Origin of the sequence: Bacillus sp. RC242 (assembly GCF_044908245.1) — a bacterium.
Lineage (GTDB): Bacteria > Bacillota > Bacilli > Bacillales > Bacillaceae_G > Bacillus_A > Bacillus_A mycoides.
Genome location: NZ_JBIYCZ010000014.1, coordinates 1 through 24,677, shown reverse-complemented (window position 1 = coordinate 24,677; position 24,677 = coordinate 1). Strand labels below are relative to the sequence as shown.

The window sequence follows — 24,677 nt, the reverse complement described above, 5'->3', positions numbered from 1 at the left end:
TAGCTGTTAATTCTTCCGAAGAAGCTGCTACATGACCAGCTGAAGTATTAATATTTGAAATTACATCATGTAATGATGCCGCCATCTCATTAAAGCTTTCACCTAACTGACCAATTTCATCTCTTGAACGAACAGTAATTGACTCCGTTAAGTCACCTTCGCTAATTTTCCTCGCTGATATAACAAGTTGTTTTAACGGTTTAATAATAGATGCGATTATGAAGTAAATTACAATCCCACCAATTATTAATGAGATACCAATAACAGTTAATGTTTTATAGAAAATAGGTTCAGCCGCTTCAATTATTTCTTTTGAAGGCATAATTCCTGCTATTTTCCATCCGGTTTGCTTATTTGTTTTAAAAGTGATATTGCGATCCTCGCCATCTAATGAAAATTGAAAATCACCTGTTTCTTGTTTATACAGTTCCTTTTCAAGTTTCTCTTCTACCTTTTCCCCTGGCTTCAGCATTGGATGTGCTACTACATTTTTATCCTGATCAAAAATTGCAACATACCCTTCTTTACCGATATTAACCATTTTCGAAGTATTTACAATATCATTTATAATTAAATCAATACCGAGAACACCACTTTTATCCTCATTTTGTTTTGCTATTGTAACAACAATATTTCCTGTCGTTTTTGATTTATATGGAGCCGTAATAATTACTTCTCCACTTTTTTTCACTGCCTCTTTATACCAATCTCTTTCTGCCGGATTATACCCTTCTGGCATTTGAATTGCCGGTGATTGAATAAATTGCCCATTACTAGATCCAGTATATATTGCTTCCATTTCTGGATGTAATTTATTATATTCTTCTAATTTATTTTGCACGTTTTGAAGCTGATCTGCTTGATAACTCGCTCCAGTGAATAATTTTGTAAAATATGCTGCGTCTACTTTCTTACTATCTAACTCTTTATTAATTACATTATTTAAAACCTTCACGTTATCTTTTGCTGATTGCAAAATTGTCTCATTAAAATTTTTCTTCGCCTGCTGATAAGACGTCCAACCAATTACAATATTCGGAAGAATTAAAATAATAATAAATGATACAAGTAATTTTATTTTTAAGCTTCTACTCCTTAATTTTCCTTGGAACATATTCCTACCCCTCCATACCGTTTTAAATGCAATCGTTTTACATTTAATCTCTTTATACAAATCATACGATTTAAATACATTGATGAGACCCTCTTTCTTTTTTCCCTCATCTTTCTCTACATTTAAAGCATTGTTACATACCTTTTTCATTCTATAGAATTTAAATAATTAAAACAATATATAAAAATGTATATTATTCTAAATATTACATTTCACGAAAGAACCTCTAGTATCCCATTTACTAGAGGTTCTTTCCACCTTACTATTTTTTATCTTTTTCTATTTCTTTTTTCCCATCTTCTACTACAGATACAACAGGTTTATCGTTTGATATTTGCTGCACGGCACCTTTTCCAGCGAATCCTTCTAGTAATTCTTTTAAATCAATACCAGAAGAAGCTTTTAGTGTTTCCTGCATTGTTGCCATTAAATCAGTCGCATACCCTGCAACTTTTCCGGCACCGCTATTCTTTCCACCACCGCCTGTATCAACGACTGTAATTTTATCAATGTTGCTAAGCGGACTCGCAATTTCTTTCGCATAACTTGGAAGCATTTTAAGAACCATATCCATAATCGCGGCTTGCCCATATAATTCAAATGCTTCTGCAATTTTTTGTTTCGCTTCTGCTTCTGCTAAACCTTTTAACCTAATAACATCTGCTTCCGCTGTACCTTGCGCCTTTTGTACTTCTGCCTTTGCCTGACCTTGTGCTTTTTCAATTTCTGCTTTTGCTAAACCTTCTACACGAACTTCTTCTGCACGTGCTCTTGCTTCTGCTTCAATTTTATATTGATCCGCATCTGCTTTTTTCATTTGTTTTACTTTTTCCGCTTCAGCTGATTGTTCAACAGCATAGCGATCTGCATCTGCCTTTTTCTTTACTTCTGCATCGTATTGCTTTTCACGACGCGCAATCTCTTTTTCTTCTAACTCAATTTGCTTTTCACGCTCAATGATTTTAACTCGCATTTGCTCTTCTGTAACACCTTGTTGCGCTTTCGCTTGTTGTAATTCGTAAGAAAGATCTGCATCTGCACGAGCTTGTTCTTGGTCCCTCTTATAAGATTGTACTTTTAATTCCTTATGTTTTTCAGCTTCAGCGATTTGTGCATCACGTTGATATTCTGCTTCTTTTGCTTCTTTCTCAGCACGAGCTTTTTCAATTCGTGCCTCTTTTTCACGCTCTGCATTCGCAACTGTTGCATCACGCTTAACCATTGCAATTTGCGGCTGACCAAGTGCATCTAAGTAACCGTTTTTATCCATTATTTCTTTAATTGTAAAGGAAACGATGCGAAGTCCCATCTTCTTCAAATCAGTAGAAGCCACTTCATGCACCTTTTGTGCGAATTGCTCTCTATTACTATAAGCATCTTCTACTGTCATAGAAGATAAAATAGCACGTAGATGCCCTTCTAAAACTTCTTTTGCTTCTACTTTTAACTCTTCCGTTTCTTTTCCTAAATATTGTTCAGCTGCTGTAGAAACTTCTTCAATTGTCGATCCTACTTTAATAATAGAAACACCGTTTACTGTAATCGGTACACCTTGTTTCGTATAGGTATCACGTGTTCCAACTTCTAATTTGTAGTTTAATAAGCTAAGAAGTTCTGCCCGTTGCATAATTGGAACAACGAAAGTACCACCACCGCGGATAATCTTAATCTTCTTTCCATCATCAGTGGTAACGACATTCTTTCCACCACCAAGCCAGTTCCCTGTTACAATTAATGCTTCGTCCGGGCCAACTGTACGATACTTCGTAATAAATACTAAAATGAGTAAAAGTAAAATTGCGAGTAAAACTCCACCGATAATTAATGGAATCGTCATATAAATTCCCCCTTATAATTTTGGTTTCTTTAAAGAATAAGCGATGTTTTGTACAAGCAAAACACCATCTTGAACTCCTTCAATAATGACCTCGGTTCCTTGTGAAATATCTTTTTTTCCAATTGTTTTCGCTGGTATTGCATTACTTCCAAATTGGGATGAGATTAATACTTCTCCAAATCCTTCTGTAGGAATTGTCGTAATGACTTCCCCCTTGCAACCAATGAATTCATCCATACGTTGCACAGTATTTTGTTCCGCTTCTGCAATTGGTTTTAAAATTAGTATTTTCATTATGAAAACACCGATAAAAGATATAGCAAATGAGGACCCGAAAATAACGAGACTATTATAAGAATATAAATATTCTCCTATATAACTAAGTCCACATAACATGGCGAAAAAACTAAGTAGCAACGTTACAACGGATACAGATCCTCCACCAAAGCTAAATATTGATTCAAATATATCTCCAAAGAAGATATAAATGACAGTAAGTATAGTTGCAATTATAAATCCGTATAAATAAATTGTTTCAAGTGGATAACCAAACAAGACCATTTCTTATCCCCCTTTCTTAAACAATCCCTTTTTTGTTATGTGTATGCCCCACCTCTTTCAAAAATTATTAATCTTAATTTTCAGTTATTTAATTTTTAAAGAAAAACCTGTAAGACAGGTCTCTAAAAAAGAACAGGAGAAACCTATTGTGACAGGCTCCTCCTAGTAAATAACCGATATATTGTATATCTATATAATATACTGTTTTCCACAAAAAGTAAAGTTAAACATACATTGGAAAAGCACTTATTTTACTGATAATGCGTACGTTCCATCGCCATTATCATATTTATATACATACAAGTAATACTTACCTGGTTTTGCATTAAATTTTGCTTCTATATGATTTCCATTAGCTTGACCATAAGCTGCGTAATTTTGCATATCTGATTCATGGTGAAGTACCCATGTCATCCCGATTCCATACTCATTTAAAACAGAAATATCGATATCTTTCGCTGATGCGACATTAAATGTATAAACATCGGTATGATCCCCACCGATAAGGCTACCTTTTATAGTAGTGTTTAACCCAATACGATTTGCTTCCTCTGGACGATTATTTGGTTCAGATTCTGTTAAACTCCCATCTTTAATCGTAACAGTTGTTTCATTTCTGCTCTCTTTACCTTTATCATCTTTTACTCTTAACGCTACTTTATAAGTTCCTTCTCTTTCATATGCATGTACTGGATTAACTTCTGTACTTGTACTTCCATCCCCGAAGTCCCATAAATAAGAAACGATTTTTCCATCTTCATCGTTTGACCCATCACTTTTGAATTGAATTCCTTCTTTTACAAGCCCGTTATAAGGTCCGTTTACATTAACCGTCGGAGCTTTATTTTCTCCGTCATCTTTTGCGATACCGTGGAAGACTACATCATATTCAAATTGATTAGAGCTATTCACACGGTAATTGACGAAATATGCTGTAACCGTTTTGTAGCCACTCCATTCTTTTTGCGTCAATTGTTCTAAAGCCTCATTTACTCTTTTACTCATTGCTTTCCAGTCTTCTGACTCACCTTTTGTTACACTACCTGTAAATGTGCCTTCTAATGTAAATGTATTAAAGAATTGAGATGTATGCTTTGTCATTTTTGTATCTTTCATAGACAACGTTTCACTAATTTCTTTCTTCACTTCTGTTAGTGCTTTTGGTGCATGTTCAGCTAAATAATCATCTGCTACTTCCGGCACATTGTACTTATCTTGATTATCAATTAACTGCTGCATATACTCTTGATACTCTTTATTTAACTTAGAATCTTTACTTAAAGTCTCACGATACGTATCATAATTTCCCACATCATTCGCACGAATTAAATCTTGAATTTTATCAAACGTTTCAAATTGATGAGTATATAAGTAAGACTGCAATGCGAACGAGTAGTTATAGAAATCCCAAGAACCATATTTAGCAAATAGTGTACGCTCTGCTGTATAACGACTTGCAGGATCAGATGATAATCCACTAATGATGCTCTTTCTTGGTACAACGTTATTTGTACGAGTAGATCCTGCGAAAAATTCTGCATTCCCTTCTTGGAACCAAGTTAATCTTTCATTTTGATACATATCTCCTCTTCCAAATAAACCGGGAACTTCATATCTCCCTTGAAGATAATGAGTAAACTCATGACGGAATAACTCTTCTAAACTATAAATACTTTGCTCTGGCGTACGCTCATATGTAAAGAATGTCCCTGTCTCTTCAATATAAATTCCACCGTTGTTTGTTTCATATCCATACAATTGTCTATTTAACTGGTATTCGTCTGGAGTATTATAGATTACTATCGTTAATACGTCGTCTGCATTACCTTGTTCTAAAGCTTTGTCATTTCCGATCACACGGTGATATTGCGCTTTTACTTCCTTCGCAGCCCAATATAATCTCTTGATTTTTTCTTCTGACACTTTATCCCCAGTTTTAAATACAATAGATCCATCATCGAATGTATACGTTTTTGGTAAGTATTGCTCTTTTCCTTCTTTACGTATCTTCTCTAAATCTACCGTATTCCCGCTATAATCTTTCCCATTATAGTTTGTTGTAATTTGTTCTACTGCAACAAAATACGGCTCACTTAAACGCGGGTACATATGCATTGCCTGTGTAACAACCTCTAATCCTTTATTTGGATTACTATGAAACTTACCTAAACGACTAGCAAAATAAATTCCATTATTAACGAGCCATTTATTTTCTGGCGTTACTTCATTTAGAAGAGCAATACGATTTATTTCATTAATAAACCCATCTACTTTTCCATACCACATCGTTTCATTCGCTTCTTTACGAGCCTCATTTAAGTAAGACTGTATATCATAATCAATGCCTTGCATCATATCGTATACAGCTTGTCCTTTCATACGATCGTCTACATATGCATTAAAATTATCATTATATTGTTTTAAAATATTCGATGCGTATTGCACCGTTTCAACATCACTTGATGCATTACTAATTAATTTTCCGTATGCAGATACGACTGTATCTTGCTCATTTGTTCCAAGCTTAAAGTTGGGATTTTTCGCAATAGCTTTTAACGCTGGTAAACATTTGTCCTGGAAGCTTCTTTCATTTAAGTCGCTTAATTCATTATTATAAAATGCAAGATAAAAAGCTGAACGTAACACTTCAGTAAACGTTTGAATTCCTTTTGAATCATCTTTCGTAAATGTACTACCTCTATGAGCTAATTCGTCTATAATTACTTGCATTTTTCCGTTATCTTTATAAAAGGCTTTTGCATCTTCATTAAACTGGAATAAGTCTGTAATTTGGTGCCACTTAATACTGCCTAACGTTTCAATTAATTCTTGATCATTCATTTTGTTTAAATCAGCCATTGAATAGCTTTCTTTAGCTTGCTTTACTGCCGATTTCTTCGTAATAGATGCTGGTCGCTGTGAAAAATCTCCTACTTTTAAACGTTCTTGAAATGATAATGTTTCCTCGGCTTTAGAAGCGTGTCCGATCTCATCTACTGGTTTTTCAATTCCAACTGGTTTCGAATGCAATACATTATACGGTACCTTTTCTTCTGCTGATACATTCGTTTGAATTGCTCCGAGCGATAGCGCCATTGTACTAATACTAAGCAACACTTTATTGATCTTTGATTGCTTGTTCATATTATTGCCCCCTATTTATATATTCCATTCAAGAAATTAACATATTATCTAGATGAAATGATATAAAATGCAATATTTCATATTATTTCTTCATACATTTTGAACATATAGTGAACGAAAGGGACTTACAGTTTCCGCTACAGTTGCTCCATTATTTAAGCAATCGAAACATCCTCGTATTAATATCCTTCCCCTATTCAAAAAGCCCTTATCATAAGCATATTTCAACATGAAATTGCTATAATAAGGGCTTCTCAAAAACTTATATAATCATTTTATATAATAATAAGATAAAACGTTATTTATTTCTTAAATAATCTCTTTCTAAATACAAACATACTTAATGCTGAAAGAACAAGTGCTAATCCAGAAAGTAAGGTCGGTGTGTTAGCTTGACCACCAGTTTCTGCTAAAGACTTCTGATTTTCCTCTTGCTTATTAGCATGTTGTTTATTTGAATCTTTTTCTTTCGCACTCTCTTGTCCTACCACTTTTACTGGACCAACTTGATTATTCCCTTTTGGCTCTTGATCCAATCCAGTTGCTGATTCTTTTACCTCTTCTTTTGTACCTGCAACTTCTTTCGCCGGTTCTTTCACTTCTTCTTTTGTACCTGCAACTTCTTTCGCCGGCTCTTTTACTTCTTCTTTTGTTTCTTCAATTTCTTTTACCGGCTCTTTTACTTCTTCTTTTATTTCTTCAACTTCTTTTGTTGGTTCTGTCACTTCTTCTTTTTCAACTATATTCTGGATAACTGTTCCATTAAAGCTTATACTAGTTTCATCCGAATCTAAATCAAATTTATATACCTTTTCACCTGGAGTACTCCATTTCATTACTCCGTTATTAAACGTTCCACCCTCACTTGTTAGTTTAATATTCTCAATAGTTTCTCCTTCTAAGTCATATACCGGAACTTGAATTTCTTCATTTACTTTCTCTTCATTTAAAATGATTTTTTGTCTTCCGGCATCAATTGAAAACCATTGACCTAATTGTATTAACGGCCTTACATCACGAATCTCATTTCCAGCTAATTTTAAACTGAGTAGGTCTAACATTGAACCAAGAACTGATACATCTTTAATATGATTATCCGCAAGGTTTAACCACTGTAAATTTTCCAGTGAAGATAACGGCGTTATATCTTCAATTTTATTATGAGATACATTCACGTCTTTCAATTGTTTCAAGTTTGAAATGAACTCAATATTTTTCAACCCTACTCCTTCTAAAGTGAGGTTTTCTAAGTTCGTCATGTATTCTAAACCAGTTAGATCTTTTATCTCTTTTCCTTTTTCTTTAGGTATCTCTAATGTTTTAATCTGTAATAAATCTTCTTTTGTTATAGGGGCATTTAGATTCTCTCTACCAAAATTCTTTTTATTAATATGTTGTTGTAAATTTTTATCAAGAATTACATTTTTACTTTCTGTTTGTTTTTCAACTATACTTTGTATAACCGTCCCATTAAATCTTATTTTACTTTCAGCAGGATTCGTATCTAGTTTAAATTCATATATTTTTTCTCCAGGACTATTCCATTTTATAAATCCGTTACTCAGCGTAGCCCCCTCACTTTTCAATTTAATATTTTGAAGTGGCTCTCCTTTAAAATTGTATACTGGAATTTTTATTTCTTCATCTACGCTTGCTTCATCTAAAAAGATTTTTTGTCTTTGAATATCTATTGAAGTTCGCTTACCCAATTCCTCAACAGACTTTATGTCAGAAATTTCATTCGCTCCAAGATTTATCTCATGTAAATTTGTTAAATTACTCAGTGGCGATATATCAGAGATATAATTCTCTTCTAAATTCAATACTTGTATTTTTACTAATTTAGATAATGATGATATATCTTTTATTTCACTATCAGCAATTTCTAGTTCAATAAGATTACTCATTTTACTAATAGGCTCAACATCACTAATTTTATTATTTCCTATCCATAATAGATTCACATTCTTTAACTTCTCAATACCCGAAAGATTACTAACTTGATTATTTGCTAAGTATACTTCTTCTAACGATAACACTGTAAATAATGGTGTAAGATCCTTTATATTATTACCAATTAAATCTAATATTTTAATCTTTTTCATTTGACTTAACGGTGTAAGATCTGCAATTTTGTTATCTCTTAAAAAGAGCATGTCAAGATTCTCTAGCTTAGAAACGGGTTGAATGCTTTCAATTGGATTAGAGGATAAATCTAAATATTTCAAATGTCTCAATCCCGAGATAACAGATATGTCTGTTACATTAGACTCTCTTAATGTCAACTTCTCTAAGTTTGTCATATATTCTAAACCAGCTATTTCATTTATCCCCTCACCTGAGTATATGGATAATGTTTTAATTTGTAATAAATCTTCCTTCGTTATAGGTTCATTTATATTTTTTCTCTCTAAATTATATTTATTAATATGCTGTTGTAATTTCTTATCAACTATTACATTTGCACTTTCATCTTGTTGATCCACTTTATCCTCTTTATTTTCCTTTTGTTCTTCTGGAACATTGTTTTCTAAATTTAATGCATTTACTTCAAACTGTACTTGATACTTATTGTCATAAGCCATCGTCGGAATATAAATATGCATTTGCATATTATATCTTTTTCCTAATTCTCCAACTTCAAATTGAATAACCTTCGTCCCATTTTTCTTTTTATCCTCTGATATGACTTTTACATCATGGAATACACCAGGAGTATCAATATCCTCTGTTTTCAAGTATTGGAAGAAATCACTATCACTTAACGTTGCCGTTACAATTTTCTTTCCATTCTCAATTGTTAATTTCGGATTTTTTATATAAACAGCTGCCATAGATTCTTCATTCGTTTTATCTTTATACGCTTTAATAACAGCATCATATGTACCATCTTCTAAAGCATATCCCGTTTTATTAGCCTCAATTGCTACAGCTGCTAAAGCAGGCGTTGAATACGTAGCAAATGGAAGCGATAACGCCGCAGCGATAATCATCGCATTTATATGTTTTCTTTTATTTCTTTCCAACTTTACATCTCCTCCAAAATATATAAATCAAAATGTAATCATTTCTCGAATAAACGATAATGATTTTCATTATCGTTGTCAACTAAAAAAATAAAAAGTTTACAAAAAAATAACCCCTTTACAAGGGGTTATGCCATTTTTTCTCCTGATTCTTCTTTAAAAAAGCTCTTCATCGCATGAAATACATCTGCTTTTTGCTTTAAAATATAATATCTGAAATTCTCGTCTTTAATATTTTTATATGCTGACATAAGCGTACTGTGGCGGTTGTACTGATTCACTTCCCCATACCCAAACATATTACACTTCTTCATCAACTCTTCCACAAGCTTTACGCATCTAGCATTATCCGAAGTTAAATTATCACCGTCTGAAAAATGGAATGGATAAATATTATAGCGGTCTGGTGAATATTTATTATCGATTAGCTCAAGTGCTTTTTTGTATACAGAAGAACAGATTGTTCCACCACTTTCCCCTTTTGAGAAAAACTCTTCTTCTGTGACGACCTTCGCTTCCGTATGGTGAGCAATAAACTCAATGTCTACGGTTTCATACTTTGTGCGTAAAAATCTTGTCATCCAGAAAAAGAAGCTACGTGCCATATACTTCTCCCATATTCCCATCGATCCACTCGTATCCATCATCGCTAATACAACCGCTTTCGAATCTGGCTTTAACACCTCATTCCAAGTACGGAACTTTAAATCTTCTTGGTGAATCGGGTGGAAGGATGCTTTACCACGCATCGCATTTCGTTTATATGCTGATATCATCGTCCGTTTTTTATCAATGTTTCCCCATAATCCTGTTTTTCTGATATCATTAAATTCAATGTGCTCAATCCTGTTTTCATCCATTTCTTTCCTCTTTAAATTCGGCAGCTCTAATTCTTTGAAAAACGCTTGCTCTAATTCTAAAATTGAGACTTCTGCTTCATAATAATCTTCTCCAGCTGCATCTCCTGCCCCTTGCCCTTTTCCTGGTCCCTTCTGCTTTTGACCACCTGATCCATCTCTTGCAACAACATCACCAACTTTGCTGTCACCGTTTCCTTGCCCAACGTGTTTGTTTTTATCATAATTGTATCTAATCTTATATTCATCTAAAGAACGAATCGGTATTTTCACAACATCCTTGCCATTAGACATAACTATACTTTCTTCTGTTACAAGGTCTGGTAAATTATTTTTGATTGCCTCCTGCACTTTTTCTTGATGGCGTTGTTGGTCGTCATATCCTTTGCGATGGAGGGACCAGTTTTCCTGTGAAATCGTGTAATTTGGTTGGTTTTCTTCGCTCATTCCTTTCCCTCCTTACTGTAATTGTCTTCCTCTATGAACAGCAATCTATAATTTTGTTTTCTAGTGTGCGTAACTAGAATATTTGAAAAATAACTGTTCATCGAAAATCATCCCATAAACATATATAGCGTTTTTCATACAATACTCCGAGCATCCTAAACAAAATTTTGCCACTCACATAATAGAAAGAAACATTCAGCCGTTGATAAGAAAGAAACACAATGCATTGTTGCACACATTTTCGTTTTGCAACATATTGTATTGTGTTGGCTTTTTTGTATGAATGGTTGGTTACTCTATCATATGCATATTGTAAAAATAATTGACAAGAAATTCATAAAATCGCATCTTAATTTATTATATTCGGACAAGCTATGACACTTTTTACAAATATCAATAGATAACAAAACGCCGTCCCAAGAATAAGAGACAGCGTTTTGTTATCAAACTATCGATTTAACAAACTACCTACATATCGTAACAATTCATTCGCAGATGAAGAATTATAGCCATGCTCATCAATTAAGCGTGCAACAACATCATTGATTTTCTTAAGCTGATTTTCGTCTGGTGTTTTCGTTGATGTTGTAATTTTCACTATATCTTTTAAATCGGCAAATAATTTTTTCTGAATCGCTTCACGAAGACGTTCATGTGAATTATAATCAAAGCGTTTCCCTTTACGTGCATAAGCAGAAATGCGAATTAAAATTTCTTCACGGAATGCCTTTTTAGCATTTTCTGAAATTCCAATTTGCTCTTCAATCGAACGCATAAGTTTTTCATCTGGGCTCATTTCTTCGCCCGTTAACGGATCACGTAATTTTGATTTATTGCAGTATGCTTCGACGTTATCTAAGTAATTATCCATAAGTGTCTTAGCTGATTCTTCGTATGAATAAACAAATGCTTTTTGTACTTCTTTCTTAGCAATTTCATCGTATTCTTTTCTCGCTAATGAGATGAAATTCATATAGCGCTCTCGGTCCTCACTACTAATTGACGGGTGCTGATCCAATCCGTCTTTTAACGATCTCAGTACATCTAGTGCATTAATAGATGGTACCTCTTTTCGAATAATTGTAGAAGAAATTCGGTTAATGACATAACGAGGGTCAATCCCCTTCATACCTTCATCTTGATATTCGCGTTGCAGTTCCTCTACATCAATCGTATTATATCCTTCTACCGTTTCTCCATCATATAAACGCATCTTTTTAATTAAATCAATATCTGGACGCTTTGGGTCTTTTAAACGAGTTAAAATAGTGAACATTGCTGCAACGCGAAGTGTATGCGGTGCAATATGAACATTGGACACATCACTTTCACGAATCATTTTTTCATAAATATGTTCTTCTTCACTAACCCGTAAATTATATGGAACCGGCATTACAATAATTCGTGAATGCAATGCTTCATTTTTCTTATTTGCTATGAAGGAACGATACTCTGTTTCATTTGTATGCGCTACAATTAATTCATCTGCTGAAATAAGCGCAAATCTTCCTGCTTTAAAATTCCCTTCTTGTGTAAGCGATAGTAAATGCCATAAAAATTTCTCATCACATTTTAACATCTCTTGGAATTCCATCATGCCGCGGTTCGCCTTATTTAATTCTCCATCAAATCGATATGCACGAGGATCTGATTCCGAACCGTATTCTGCAATTGTAGAAAAGTCTAGACTACCTGTTAAATCGGCAATATCTTGTGATTTTGGATCAGAAGGACTAAATGTACCAATTCCTGTACGGCGATCTTCAGAGAAGAAAATACGCTCTACAACTACATCCTCAATTCTTGATCCATATTCTTGCTCTAAACGCATAACATTTAATGGTGATAAATTCCCTTCAATCCTTACTCCATATTCATCAAAGAAATCATTCCGTAAATGCTGTGGAATTAAATGAAGTGGATCTTCATGCATTGGGCATCCTTTTATTGCAAAAATCGCTCCACGATCTGTTCGTGAATATGTTTCTAATCCTCGTTTCAACATCGTAACTAATGTTGATTTCCCCCCACTAACAGGCCCCATTAATAACAAAATACGTTTCCTAACATCTAATCGTTTTGCAGATGGATGAAAATATTCTTCCACAAGGCGTTCTAAAGCATCCTCTAATCCAAATAGCTGATTACTAAAGAAGTTATATTTTCTTCTACCATCAACTTCTTCAATTCCAGCATCTTTTATCATATTGTAAATGCGAGAGTGTGCTGTTTGAGCCACCCATGGTCTTTCTTTCACAAGCTCCAAATACTCCGCAAACGTACCTTCCCATTGTAAACGTTCTTCTGCTTCCCGATATTGTTCAATTTTCTTTAAAATATCCATTATAGCTCCTCCCCCATCTCCTTGTTCAATCGGATTATTATAAAAGGTATGCTAGGATGTCCTTAAACATTCTTTAAATCAAAACGAAATATATAATAGCGCTATAAAATTCTCTCCAAAATTCAAAGAAAATTCTGTATAATAAAGGTATTAAAGTTTTCACGCTGCTATTCATTGTAAATAAATTCTTTTCTTCTAGGAACCTTACATACATTTCGATTCACAAATAGGATTCGTAAACCGAAAAAGTAAGGAGGAAATTAGTATGAAGTTATTATTAATTTTAGGTGTATCGCTCACATTTCTTACAGCTATTTTCACATCTGGTTATAACGATAAACCAGGTACACATAAAAAGTGATGTGCTGAAAAGCACATCACTTTTTTTCTTATTTTTTATACACTATTTAAAATAAATATTTTCCACATCGTATATCGATAAAGGACGATTATAAAAATAACCTTGTACGAGTTTCACATTCTTTTCCTTTAAAAATTGTATTTGTTCCGCTTTTTCTACTCCTTCTGCAATTACATTTAACCCTAGAGTATGTGCTAAATGAATAATTGCAGCCGTAATATTCGTGTCTCTTTCATCTTTATATATACCTTCCATAAAAGAACGATCAATTTTCAACGTATCAATCGGATATGTTTTTAAATAACTTAAAGATGAATATCCCGTTCCAAAGTCATCTAAATGAATCTTTAAATTTTGTTCTTTTAACTGCATTAACACTCTTTTCGATAAATCTTTATGTATAAGAGCCCCTTCTGTAACTTCTATTGCTAATAAATGAGGGGGGACGTTGTACTTATTTAAAGCACGTGTAATCATCTCTATTAATGTAATAGAACGAAAATGTCTAGCTGAAATATTAAATGCAATTGGTACAACTTCATACCCTTTATTTAACCATTCACGTATCTGTTCACAAACTTGATGTACTACCCATTCATCAAGTTTAATAATAAATCCAGTTCTTTCAGCAAGTGGGATAAATTGATTTGGCGAGACAAATCCTAGCTCCTTATTCTCCCACCTTATTAATGCTTCCATACTGGCTATCTTTCCCGTTTCAATATTAATTTGAGGTTGATAATATAAGAAAAATTCATTTTTCTCTATAGCACGATGTAACTGATTCTCTATTATAAACCTTTGTTCACGTTCACAATTTAATCCACTACAATAAAAATGATAATATCCTTTTCCTTTTTCCTTTGCTTTTTCCAAAGCTGCGTCGACTCTTTGGAAAAGCATTTTTTCATCCACTCCATCAATTGGGGCCATTACAATACCAATTGATGCACTTAAATAAACATCCTCTTCCTCTATTACAAAATGCTCACTAATTTTTTTTAATATTGTTTGTGCAACTTCCTCTACGCATTCTCTCGTTATATTTTCTATTAACATAACAAATTGATCATCATGTTCTCTAAATAAATGCATATCTTCTATTTTTAGGTCTCGTAAGCATTCAGTAACTTTTTTTAAGACTTGATCCCCTTCTTTATGACCAAATGTATCATTAATAAGGTGAAATTCATCCAAATCTATAAAAACCAATGCGAATTCTTTATTCTCAGCTAAAAATTCATTTAGCTTATTTGTACATGATATTCTATTCATTAACCCTGTTAACTGATCGAAGTAAGCCAAATATTCTGTTTTCATCTCATTTAATACTTGCCTCGTAACATCCCTCGTAACAATGTACACCCCGACGATTTCACTATTCACAATAATGGGGATTGTCCTCACGGAAATATAAAGTTCATATCCTTCTTTATGAATGTATTTCTTTGCAACAATTTGTTTTGCTCTTCCCTGTAAAGCATTTTTAAATATAATTTGAAAAGTTTTTTCATATTCTTTATTTATAAACTGAAAAATAAATTGGTCCTTTAACTCTTCATATCGATACCCAAAAATTTCATAAGTTGCTGGATTTGCATATGTAATTCTTCCAATAGAATCTACAGATATAATGGAATCATTATTATATTCTAGTAATGACTTAAATAACATTTGTTTTTCTTCTATTTCCACTTTTTTCTTAACCTGTGCTGTAATATCTCTAGTAATACAAATAATAAACTGACATGTTCCATTTACATCGCATACTGGATTAAGTGAAGATTCATAATGTATATCACCAGTTGGCAAACTAATTACATCACAAAATGTATTTGCTCTCGCTTCTCTCATTACTTTTTCATATTGTCCTTGCAATAACCTTGCCGTATCTTCTGGTAATACTTCTGCAAAAGTTTTTCCATAACATTCTTTCCCTAGCCTGGCGTGATCCATTCCTATTTTATTCACATAAATATATTTAAAAGTTTCATCATCAATAACTTTCACAATAAACACTAAATCTTGAATAGCATGTAACAATCCCTGTCTTACTAAATCCATATCTATCATACTTAAAAAGGTATTTTGATTATTATATTGTTCCTTCATATTTATCTCAACCCGTCTTATCTATTTTTATTCATATATCTCATTCTATATGAATATGTACCTTTTTTAAAATGTATGATTACATATTTTTTTAAAAAATAAAAAAGCCGCCAAATGGCGACTTTTAATAAACGATTTCTAAATCTAATCCTGGATAATTTTGTTGACGGAACGCTTCATAAATTAAAATTGCTGCTGTATTAGATAAATTTAACGAACGTACTTTATCCGTCATTGGAATACGTAAACAATGATCGAAGTTTTCTTCAATTACATTAGCTGGTAATCCATTTGTTTCTCTTCCAAATACGAAATAGTAATCCTTCTCACGTTTGCTATAATCAAATGCTGTATGAGCTTTCTCGCCATACTTTGTTAAATAAAAGAATTCACCATCTTTATTTTTCTCATAAAATTCTTCGATTGAATCATAATACGTAACTTTTACGTGCTGCCAATAATCTAATCCTGCACGCTTTAACATTTTGTCATCCGTTGAAAATCCAAGCGGTCTAATCAAATGCAATTCTGTTCCAGTTGCTGCACAAGTACGTGCAATATTTCCTGTATTTGCTGGAATTTCTGGTTGATATAAAACAACATGTACTCCCACGCGATATTCACCTCTATTTTTTATCTACTACGTATTATACCACTTGAACGAAAAATCTCTACCCATTAATAATATGAAAGAATTTATATTTCATTTGTGGTGTATATTTACTAGAATCTTCATAGTTCCAATAACGCCTGCGGCTATTCGCTGAATGTGCATTTACAAGCGGCATACCATCTGCGTCTTTTGCTACTACAATTGTCGTATGATTCCACCTACCATCATCCTCAAAATCATACGCAATTACATCGCCAAGAATAAGGTCTTCTGGCCTTTCTACTGCTTCTGCTCGAAGCCCTGTTGTAGCACCTGACAAATACCAATAAAAAGAGTGTGCTACAGCCCAGCTCCAACTCCACTGGTTTCCCCTTTGCCACCACCCTTTACGAATGTTAGGATGTCCATTCATTGGTACTTCTCCAGTGTGCAGACATTGTGAAATGAAATTTGTACAATTATCCGGAAAATTACGGTATGCAGAATTACGATCATCCCACCAACGCTCTGCATATTTCACTGCCTCTAAACGATTATATTGATATGAACCGTATTTTTCTTTCGTGACTTCCCGTTCTAACGTTTTACCTATTCCTATTTCTTCTGACACTTCAAGAGCATAATCATCTATTATACAACTATTTTTTAAATAAACTCGTCGTTTTAATTGTTCCTCTTCGATATAAAATAATTCTTTATGCTTAATTAAATATTTCAAGTGTATTTGATAATCAATTTCTTGATGCTCATTACTATTTAATTGTCTAATGAAAGAAATATCTGCAGTTGCTTTCACTATATGTGCACTACGCTTTTGAAACAATTGTTTCTTTCTCTGTACCATTTGTAACAAATCTACTGCAATACCATCTACATCTGTTCGTTTCTCTGTTATATATGCTAAAAACTGTTGCACTTGCTTTTCAATATTCGCTTTTACAACCATTTCGTCTCCCTCCCATATTACAATATGAAAAAGGGAGATATTATCTACTCTTTTTTCTGTGCTAACAATTCAAGTCCACGATTCATTTCATGAAGAACCTCTTCATCTTTCTCACGTTCCATCGCTTTTTCAATCGCTTCTCCTACTCCATCTCCACCAATTTTCCCAAGTGCCCATGCTGCTGTTCCTCGAAGTACTGGTCTTGGATCATCTTTCATAACACCGATTAAATCAGGAATTGCTGCTGTTTCTTTAAAATGTGCAAGTGCTAAAATAGCATTTCGTTGCAATGGTTTTTTACCTCTCCATGAACCAGACATAATTCCATACTTCTCTTTAAAATCACGATTACTAATTGTTAAAAGTGGTGTTAATAACGGTTTAACTAACTCAGGGTCAGGCTCCATTTCAGGATGGTTATGAAAATCCATTCCTTTATTTTTCGGACAAACAGTCTGACACGTATCACATCCATATATACGGTTTCCTATTTTATCGCGATATTCTTCAGGCAGAAACCCTTTTGTCTGTGTTAAAAATGCAATACATTTCTTCGAGTCCAACTGCCCCCCTTGTACTAAAGCACCTGTAGGACAAATATCAATACATTTCGTACAACTTCCACATTGATCTTCTATTGGCCGATCAGGAGGGAATGGAACATTCGTAATCATTTCTCCTAAGTATACATACGAACCAAATTCCGGCGTAATAATAGCGCAGTTCTTACCACTCCATCCAATACCGGCACGCTCTGAAACAGCTCGATCACTTAGCTCCCCTGTATCAACCATTGATTTCACTTCTATATCCGGCAGCTTTTCGATTAAATACGCCTCTAACTTTTGCAAACGATCTCGTAGAACAAGGTGATAATCTTGGCCCCAAGAAGCACGGCAAAAAATCCCACGTCGTTCCCCTCGTTTACTTAATGGTGCATTTTTTAATTTTGAAGGGTATGCTAAAGCAATCGCAATAATTGATTTCGCACCAGGTAACAATAGCTGTGGATTCGTTCTCTTCTCTATATCAGGCTCTTCGAATCCAGACTGATAATTCAATTGTTGTTGCTGGATTAGACGCTGCTTTAATTCCTCAAATGGTGAAGCACTGGCAAAACCTATTTTATCTATACCAATCGTTTTACTATACGCAATTACATCTTGCTTTAATTGTTCAAAGTCCATTTTCAATCGCCTCCACCGATGAATTCATCCCTTATGTAACGACTATATTGGTTATCAATTCACTTTTGGAATAATATTCTTCACTTCTATTTTCGCATACAATTATGATTTTCAAACATTAAAAAACGCAATGCTTCGTTTATCTTAGAAACGAAACACTGCGTTGATCACAATTTATTAGAAAAACATTAAATAAAATTTGGAGCGGGTGAAGAGAATCGAACTCTCGACCAGAGCTTGGAAGGCTCTTGTTTTACCACTAAACTACACCCGCAAATATGAAAAAAATATAAGATATTGAAATAACTTATGTAAATTAGTATAGCATGTAAAAAAAATCGAAGCAAGAAATTTATCGAAAAAAGTCGAAAAAGTGATGAGATACCTCATCACTTTTTCAATTCTTTATCAATCGCCTTCTTCATACTATCGAAATCAGGGTTTGCAAGATTCCCATTTATATATACTGAAGGAGCACCTTGAACTTTTAATTTTTGAGCACGATCTGAATCTTTACGTACTTTGTCTTTCATTTCTTTACTGTGTAAATCTTTTTTAAACTGTTCTACATTAATTTTCGGAAGCTTTTCTTTCACAATATTAAGAAGTAATTCTTCTGTAATCCATTCTTCCGTATCTTTCTTTTGATTTTGATAAATCTCATCATAGAAAATCCAGAATGAATCTTGATCTTGTTTATAAATTGCTTCACCGGCAGCTGCACCTAAATCAGAGTCTTTTCCGATAAACGGGAAGTTAATAAAATATAACTGCACTTTACCTTTATCAATATACTCTTCTTTTAATCGTGGTAATACTGTTACATCCCAAGTACGACAAGCTGGACATTTAAAGTCTCCAAATTCAACTACCTTAACTGGAGCATCATCTTTCCCTAAAGATTGTTGCGTAGAATAAGCAAACATCTCATTCCCTTTATCTTTCTTGTCATTTATGATGCTATACACAATCGTCCCGATTACAATCAATACTGCGATAGAAAAAACTATACCAAGAGCCATGAGTTTGTTTGATGATTTCATATACATTCCTCTTTAATTTCATATTCTGTATACATCATTGTACACAATACACATAATATCAATACTTACATAGGTCACGCAATGAACACGCTCACATAAATTACAAAAATACAACGTTTGTGACAATATTGTGTCGCCTTTTGTCACAAATTATTAAAAAAAGAAGCTCCTATGTAGGAACTTCTTTTAACTTACTGCTTTTTCACGGGCATTTTTTAACATGGATTGCTCTGTTTTTATATCATGGCGAATTACTAATTTCTCACTAACTGCTTGCACATATTCATCATGATTTATATACCCTTCTTTCTCCATTAGCCTTAAAACTACATTCCGTCTCTCAACTGCTTTATCATAATTTTGTGCAGGTGAGTAATAAGCCGGTGCTTTTACTATAGCAGCCATCATTGCACTTTCAGCCAGTGTTAATTGATCCACTTTTTTACCGAAGTAAAGGTTTGCTGCTTTTTCAATCCCCCATGCGCCTTCTCCGTAGTAAATATTACTTACATACAATTTTAATATCTCATCCTTTGTGAATGTACGTTCAATCTTTTTCGTATAAAAAATTTCTTTCCACTTACGGGAAAATGTACGTTCATTAGATAAGAAAGCATTTTTAGATAACTGCTGTGTAATCGTGCTTCCTCCTTGCACAACACCACCAGCTTTTATATTTTCAATAGACGCCCTGATAATCGCTATATAGTCTAAACCGTTATGATGATAAAACCTTTTATCTTCCGTCGCAATAAATGCGTTTGTTAATGATTCTGGCACCTCTAACTTAGCGGGTACATGTAATTTACTAATATCACTTCGCTCAATCATTACATTTCCAGCGAATAATAATGCAAAACTTAACAATAATAATAATATAATGGCTTTATAAAGAAATTTAGTTAATGGATTTAATGCAACTTTTTGATGATAATTCACTCTAGATAATACTCGTTCTTTCATCTCGAACACCTCTTTTCCACACAGCATATAACTCTTAATTTAAGAATACCTTGTTATAAAAGAATATCCCATCGATTTCTCTTACACCTACCTTACAACATTGTAAGGTGTAAAAATGTATTGTATCACAGTCCCTTTTTATCTACTATTCATATGAAATGTTGAATATACATTTGTTTATCACACTATTTATAGGCAGTAGGACTCTCCTTAATTTCACTTTATTCTTTTATTATATCAGTTTATACATTTATACTTTTAAACATCTAGCAATCTAATTATATACGATATATCACCATTATACAGAACAAACGTTCCGTAAATCAATACTAATCTCGCTATTTGTGAGCAGTAAGTCTTCTCCCTCAAAACTTGGCTAAAGCTAGGAAATTAGGTGGTAGTCCTGCTTCCTCCACCAATTATTAGCCTACACTTTATTATTGTGACCTTTTTCTGAAACAGTATACATAAAGAAAAGGTTAGCAATTTGAGCTGTCCTCAAATAACTAACCTTTTCTTTACAACCTTCCTATAAGATTATATGGCTGAACTTCCCATGTTTCGTATGGAATAAAATGCATTGCTTTCATCGCATCAAGTGTCCTTGATTTCATATGAGGACGCGTTATATACTCATCAATGTTCTCTTCGTTTAAAGCAACAAATTTAGCCTCTTGTATTTCTTCAGGTTGAATTTTTATTTCACCACTAACATATGCTACTTTAAAAACAACAGCTACAATATGCATAGAAGAATTATAATAAATCCCTGTAACTCCGATAGGCTTCACAGTTAATCCTGTTTCCTCCATTATTTCTCTGCAAACAGCTTGATCGAGCGCTTCCCCTTCTTCTACCTGTCCTCCAGGCATTTCCCACGTATCAGCTCGCTAGTGCACTTTCGTTAAAAGCACCTCATTCTTTTCATTTGTTAAATAACCTGCTACGGCAACAATATGCTTTGGTGTTTTATGCTCCACAGAAATACCTCCTAGAAATACGATTATTTAAAATACAAACCTATAACCATATTCCCTAGCAGCTACAAAATACCTTTAATACTTTACCACCTGAATTAAATCCAAAAAAAAAGACCCTGTCCGTTAAAGGAAAGGGCCTTCTGTCTTATATCCCGCTATTTATGGGCAGTAAAAATCCCACCTCAAAATTCAGCTAGAGCAAAGAAGTTAGGTGGGAGTCGGGCTGCCTGTAAACGCCCGATTGGTGAGGGCTAATAATCAGTGGGGATGAACAAAACCCCCACTGATTAAAGTTTCACTTTATTATTCCCCTAAGTCTACGTTGTGGTAAACTTGCTGTACATCTTCTAAATCTTCTAATGCATCAACCATTTTTTCAAATTGTACTTGAGCATCTTCAGGAAGTTCTACATCACTTTGTGCAAGCATTGTTAATTCTGCAACTGTAAATTCTTCAACACCAGCACCTTTAAGTGCAGATTGTACTGAATGGAACTGATCAGGTTCAGCATAAACGATAACAGAATCTTCTTCTTCTAGAATGTCACGTGCATCTACATCTGCTTCCATTAAGATTTCAAGAACTTCATCTAATGTTTTACCTTCAAGACCGATAACAGCTGTCGCATCAAACATGTAAGCGACAGAACCGTTTACACCCATGTTACCACTGTTTTTGCTAAATGCAGCTCGTACATCTGCTGCAGTACGGTTTACGTTATTTGTCAGTGTATCTACAATTACCATAGATCCGTTTGGTCCAAAGCCTTCATAACGAAGCTCGTCATAGTTTTCTTCTGAACCGCCTTTTGCCTTTTCAATCGCACGGTCAATAATTGTTCTTGGCACGTTGTATGTTTTCGCACGTTCTAATACAACTCTTAACGTTTGGTTTGATTCTGGATCTGGCTCGCCTTGTTTTGCTGCCACATAAATTTCACGTCCAAATTTCGCGTATATACGGCTTGTATTTGCATCTTTTGATGCTTTTTTTTCTTTAATATTGTTCCATTTACGTCCCATACTTTCCACTCTCTTTCCCATTTTAAATCTACATAAAAATATTAATATGAAATATAATGTGTATTCAACACATTTTTAAAAGAAATATAAAAAGTTCATTTTTGATTCATATTACAGACATAATATAAATCATTATCATTTTGTTCTTTCAACAAGTTATATTATACATGAATTCCTAAGTTTATTACGAATTTTAGAATCACATAGCATAATTTAACAAAAAAAAACCTAACATTTCTGTTAGGGTCTTTTTAGGTGACATTTATATAGAGTGCTACCCTTAAAATCCTTTATTTTAAAGCATTTTAAAAATTTTGAGCTTCTTTAAACATGATAAATTAAAATGAAACGGAGCCAAAATGGAATCATATTAAATAACTGACACCTTTTACTTTCATTTCTCTCCCTTGATTAAATTTATCATATTTCATTTATTACTGTGATGATTTATTTTATTATTTCTCGCTAAACAATAAGAAACAGGGCAAAGCTGCCATGTCCTTTTAAAGATTTGTTATGTAGTATGTTATGAACTATTCATTATTAAACTAAAGCTATTCCTTTTCATTCCTCTATTAATTCCATAATATTACCATAATTACTTTCTATTGCTGTATAATTAAAATAGGAAAAAATTTAAAGAAAAGATGGGGGAGAATTATGACACATTCAAATGAGAAAAAAGCACATGGTCTTAAAGGGATAGGAGAAAAGCTAAACCCAACTATCTATCAAGTGAGATTCATAAAATTGGATGGTCCAATTCAATTTGAGTCGTTCCCTAAATTAAAGGAATTAGGGGACTGGTTGAGTACTTCAACGCAAATATGGTCGTGTCACTCAACTATGTACAAGTACAGCAGAGAAGAGTTTGAAAAGAAGTTTTTCGAAATTATGAAATTACCAGCTGATAATGTGGTAATTTCAACTGGTGGTATCGGATTTAACTTCATGTCACCAGGGTGGAGAGATTCTCTCTAGAGTGCTCGAAAAAATTCTTGTATATGTAATATTCTACTGAAATTTTATCCTTTTAATACTCATAGTTTCTTCCAACTGTATCTAAAGTTCGTCACTTACTCACCGCACACTACCCCAACGCACTATTAGTGCTTATTTTGTAGTGTGAAGAAAACACAAAAAAACTCTACACAATTAGTGTAGAGCCTTGATGTTACGCCGTTCGTGATACCGATGGTCGGGGTCGAACCGACACTCCCGAAGGAACACGATTTTGAGTCGTGCGCGTCTGCCAATTCCGCCACATCGGCATAAAAGAAAGGCGGCAACCGGATTTGAACCGGTGGTAAAGGTTTTGCAGACCTCTGCCTTACCACTTGGCTATGCCGCCATATGAAGTTAAAATGGAGCGGAAGACGGGATTCGAACCCGCGACCCCAACCTTGGCAAGGTTGTATTCTACCACTGAACTACTTCCGCAAAAATGGCTGGGCTAGCTGGATTCGAACCAGCGCATGACGGAGTCAAAGTCCGTTGCCTTACCGCTTGGCTATAGCCCACCGAAGTTTTACTTAATTATATGTAAGTATCCATTAATTTATTTGTAATTTTAAAAAATAAAAATGGGGCGACTGATGGGAATTGAACCCACGAATGCCGGAGCCACAATCCGGTGCGTTAACCACTTCGCCACAACCGCCATGTTGTGTTTATATATTTGGCAGGGGCAGTAGGAATTGAACCCACACTGGAGGTTTTGGAGACCTCAGTTCTACCTTTAAACTATGCCCCTATGTAAAATGGTGGAGGGGGGCAGATTCGAACTGCCGAACCCGAAGGAGCGGATTTACAGTCCGCCGCGTTTAGCCACTTCGCTACCCCTCCGAAACTTACATGGTGCCGGCTAGAGGACTTGAACCCCCAACCTACTGATTACAAGTCAGTTGCTCTACCAATTGAGCTAAGCCGGCATATTTTATTAAAATGGTGGCTCGGGACGGAATCGAACCGCCGACACGAGGATTTTCAGTCCTCTGCTCTACCGACTGAGCTACCGAGCCTTATTAAAATGGCGGTCCCGACCGGGGTCGAACCGGCGATCTCCTGCGTGACAGGCAGGCATGTTAACCACTACACCACGGGACCATTTGGTTGCGGG

The 24,677-nt window shown here is 34.3% G+C and carries 14 protein-coding genes, 11 tRNA genes and 2 pseudogenes; 1 reads left to right on the top strand and 26 read right to left on the bottom strand.

Annotated features, from left to right (window positions below; genetic code table 11):
- Positions 1 to 76: 76 nt before the first annotated feature.
- From ABH957_RS22465 to ABH957_RS22390, 16 genes and pseudogenes are all read right to left on the bottom strand, one after another.
- Positions 77 to 1,114, bottom strand: a pseudogene (locus ABH957_RS22465) (HAMP domain-containing protein); the annotation flags it as partial.
- A gap of 262 nt (positions 1,115 to 1,376) precedes the next feature.
- Positions 1,377 to 2,951, bottom strand: a complete 1,575-nt coding sequence (locus ABH957_RS22460; RefSeq protein ID WP_088038384.1) for a flotillin lipid rafts scaffold protein FloT — start codon at positions 2,949 to 2,951, stop codon at positions 1,377 to 1,379.
- A gap of 12 nt (positions 2,952 to 2,963) precedes the next feature.
- The gene (locus ABH957_RS22455) at positions 2,964 to 3,512 is read right to left on the bottom strand and encodes an NfeD family protein (protein ID WP_016121430.1); all 549 of its coding nucleotides are present in this window, start codon (positions 3,510 to 3,512) and stop codon (positions 2,964 to 2,966) included.
- 246 nt (positions 3,513 to 3,758) lie between these two features.
- Positions 3,759 to 6,656, bottom strand: coding sequence for a collagenase ColA (gene colA, locus ABH957_RS22450; RefSeq protein WP_404512241.1), 2,898 nt, complete (start codon positions 6,654 to 6,656; stop codon positions 3,759 to 3,761).
- A gap of 302 nt (positions 6,657 to 6,958) precedes the next feature.
- Entirely contained in the window at positions 6,959 to 9,682 is a 2,724-nt protein-coding gene (locus ABH957_RS22445) for a leucine-rich repeat domain-containing protein (protein ID WP_404512239.1), read from the bottom strand.
- A gap of 128 nt (positions 9,683 to 9,810) precedes the next feature.
- The gene (yhbH, locus tag ABH957_RS22440; RefSeq protein ID WP_002010376.1) at positions 9,811 to 10,986 is read right to left on the bottom strand and encodes a sporulation protein YhbH; all 1,176 of its coding nucleotides are present in this window, start codon (positions 10,984 to 10,986) and stop codon (positions 9,811 to 9,813) included.
- Between the two features lie 448 nt (positions 10,987 to 11,434).
- Positions 11,435 to 13,330: a PrkA family serine protein kinase gene (locus tag ABH957_RS22435; protein ID WP_002029658.1), complete on the bottom strand. Its 1,896-nt coding sequence runs from the start codon at positions 13,328 to 13,330 to the stop codon at positions 11,435 to 11,437.
- A 403-nt stretch (positions 13,331 to 13,733) separates the two neighbouring features.
- Positions 13,734 to 15,803 (bottom strand): sensor domain-containing protein, encoded by a 2,070-nt coding sequence (locus ABH957_RS22430; RefSeq protein WP_404512237.1) that lies wholly within the window; start codon positions 15,801 to 15,803, stop codon positions 13,734 to 13,736.
- A 124-nt stretch (positions 15,804 to 15,927) separates the two neighbouring features.
- Positions 15,928 to 16,416: a tRNA (uridine(34)/cytosine(34)/5-carboxymethylaminomethyluridine(34)-2'-O)-methyltransferase TrmL gene (trmL, locus tag ABH957_RS22425; RefSeq protein ID WP_000538149.1), complete on the bottom strand. Its 489-nt coding sequence runs from the start codon at positions 16,414 to 16,416 to the stop codon at positions 15,928 to 15,930.
- A 58-nt stretch (positions 16,417 to 16,474) separates the two neighbouring features.
- Positions 16,475 to 17,362 (bottom strand): amidase domain-containing protein, encoded by an 888-nt coding sequence (locus ABH957_RS22420; protein WP_404512235.1) that lies wholly within the window; start codon positions 17,360 to 17,362, stop codon positions 16,475 to 16,477.
- A 44-nt stretch (positions 17,363 to 17,406) separates the two neighbouring features.
- On the bottom strand, positions 17,407 to 18,549 hold the full coding sequence (queG, locus tag ABH957_RS22415; protein WP_002115986.1) for a tRNA epoxyqueuosine(34) reductase QueG: 1,143 nt from the start codon (positions 18,547 to 18,549) through the stop codon (positions 17,407 to 17,409).
- A gap of 200 nt (positions 18,550 to 18,749) precedes the next feature.
- A tRNA-Gly gene (locus tag ABH957_RS22410) sits at positions 18,750 to 18,823 on the bottom strand.
- 115 nt (positions 18,824 to 18,938) lie between these two features.
- Positions 18,939 to 19,592: a DsbA family protein gene (locus ABH957_RS22405; protein WP_002091101.1), complete on the bottom strand. Its 654-nt coding sequence runs from the start codon at positions 19,590 to 19,592 to the stop codon at positions 18,939 to 18,941.
- A 186-nt stretch (positions 19,593 to 19,778) separates the two neighbouring features.
- Positions 19,779 to 20,555 (bottom strand): transglycosylase domain-containing protein, encoded by a 777-nt coding sequence (locus ABH957_RS22400; RefSeq protein WP_113937850.1) that lies wholly within the window; start codon positions 20,553 to 20,555, stop codon positions 19,779 to 19,781.
- A gap of 518 nt (positions 20,556 to 21,073) precedes the next feature.
- Positions 21,074 to 21,535, bottom strand: a pseudogene (locus tag ABH957_RS22395) (NUDIX hydrolase).
- Positions 21,536 to 21,838: 303 nt separating this feature from the next.
- On the bottom strand, positions 21,839 to 22,558 hold the full coding sequence (locus ABH957_RS22390; protein WP_002091105.1) for a YebC/PmpR family DNA-binding transcriptional regulator: 720 nt from the start codon (positions 22,556 to 22,558) through the stop codon (positions 21,839 to 21,841).
- 660 nt (positions 22,559 to 23,218) lie between these two features.
- Between ABH957_RS22390 and ABH957_RS22385 the strand changes: the two genes are divergently transcribed.
- A complete protein-coding gene (locus ABH957_RS22385) occupies positions 23,219 to 23,539 on the top strand; it encodes a DUF3884 family protein (RefSeq protein WP_404512233.1) in 321 nt (106 codons plus the stop codon).
- Between the two features lie 208 nt (positions 23,540 to 23,747).
- Here ABH957_RS22385 and ABH957_RS22380 read toward each other — a convergent pair.
- The 10 genes from ABH957_RS22380 to ABH957_RS22335 form a co-directional block, all read right to left on the bottom strand.
- Positions 23,748 to 23,829, bottom strand: a tRNA-Leu gene (locus ABH957_RS22380).
- 9 nt (positions 23,830 to 23,838) lie between these two features.
- Positions 23,839 to 23,909: transfer RNA gene (locus tag ABH957_RS22375), tRNA-Cys, on the bottom strand.
- Between the two features lie 14 nt (positions 23,910 to 23,923).
- Positions 23,924 to 23,998 (bottom strand) — tRNA-Gly (locus ABH957_RS22370).
- A gap of 5 nt (positions 23,999 to 24,003) precedes the next feature.
- A tRNA-Gln gene (locus tag ABH957_RS22365) sits at positions 24,004 to 24,078 on the bottom strand.
- Between the two features lie 64 nt (positions 24,079 to 24,142).
- Positions 24,143 to 24,218: transfer RNA gene (locus ABH957_RS22360), tRNA-His, on the bottom strand.
- Positions 24,219 to 24,237: 19 nt separating this feature from the next.
- Positions 24,238 to 24,311: transfer RNA gene (locus ABH957_RS22355), tRNA-Trp, on the bottom strand.
- A gap of 8 nt (positions 24,312 to 24,319) precedes the next feature.
- Positions 24,320 to 24,403: transfer RNA gene (locus ABH957_RS22350), tRNA-Tyr, on the bottom strand.
- 10 nt (positions 24,404 to 24,413) lie between these two features.
- Positions 24,414 to 24,489: transfer RNA gene (locus tag ABH957_RS22345), tRNA-Thr, on the bottom strand.
- A 14-nt stretch (positions 24,490 to 24,503) separates the two neighbouring features.
- Positions 24,504 to 24,579: transfer RNA gene (locus tag ABH957_RS22340), tRNA-Phe, on the bottom strand.
- 9 nt (positions 24,580 to 24,588) lie between these two features.
- Positions 24,589 to 24,664 (bottom strand) — tRNA-Asp (locus ABH957_RS22335).
- Positions 24,665 to 24,677: the final 13 nt, after the last annotated feature.

Excerpts from the sequence above, each read along its gene's own strand:
- yhbH (WP_002010376.1), bottom strand. The coding sequence starts at position 10,986 with ATGAGCGAAGAAAACCAACCAAATTACACGATTTCACAGGAAAACTGG.
- ABH957_RS22435 (WP_002029658.1), bottom strand. The coding sequence starts at position 13,330 with ATGGATATTTTAAAGAAAATTGAACAATATCGGGAAGCAGAAGAACGT.
- ABH957_RS22455 (WP_016121430.1), bottom strand. The coding sequence starts at position 3,512 with ATGGTCTTGTTTGGTTATCCACTTGAAACAATTTATTTATACGGATTT.
- ABH957_RS22430 (WP_404512237.1), bottom strand. The coding sequence starts at position 15,803 with ATGAAGGAACAATATAATAATCAAAATACCTTTTTAAGTATGATAGAT.
- colA (WP_404512241.1), bottom strand. The coding sequence starts at position 6,656 with ATGAACAAGCAATCAAAGATCAATAAAGTGTTGCTTAGTATTAGTACA.
- ABH957_RS22400 (WP_113937850.1), bottom strand. The coding sequence starts at position 20,555 with ATGAAAGAACGAGTATTATCTAGAGTGAATTATCATCAAAAAGTTGCA.
- ABH957_RS22385 (WP_404512233.1), top strand. The coding sequence starts at position 23,219 with ATGACACATTCAAATGAGAAAAAAGCACATGGTCTTAAAGGGATAGGA.
- ABH957_RS22405 (WP_002091101.1), bottom strand. The coding sequence starts at position 19,592 with ATGAAATCATCAAACAAACTCATGGCTCTTGGTATAGTTTTTTCTATC.
- ABH957_RS22460 (WP_088038384.1), bottom strand. The coding sequence starts at position 2,951 with ATGACGATTCCATTAATTATCGGTGGAGTTTTACTCGCAATTTTACTT.
- ABH957_RS22390 (WP_002091105.1), bottom strand. The coding sequence starts at position 22,558 with ATGGGACGTAAATGGAACAATATTAAAGAAAAAAAAGCATCAAAAGAT.
- ABH957_RS22420 (WP_404512235.1), bottom strand. The coding sequence starts at position 17,362 with ATGGTTGTAAAAGCGAATATTGAAAAGCAAGTGCAACAGTTTTTAGCA.
- queG (WP_002115986.1), bottom strand. The coding sequence starts at position 18,549 with ATGGACTTTGAACAATTAAAGCAAGATGTAATTGCGTATAGTAAAACG.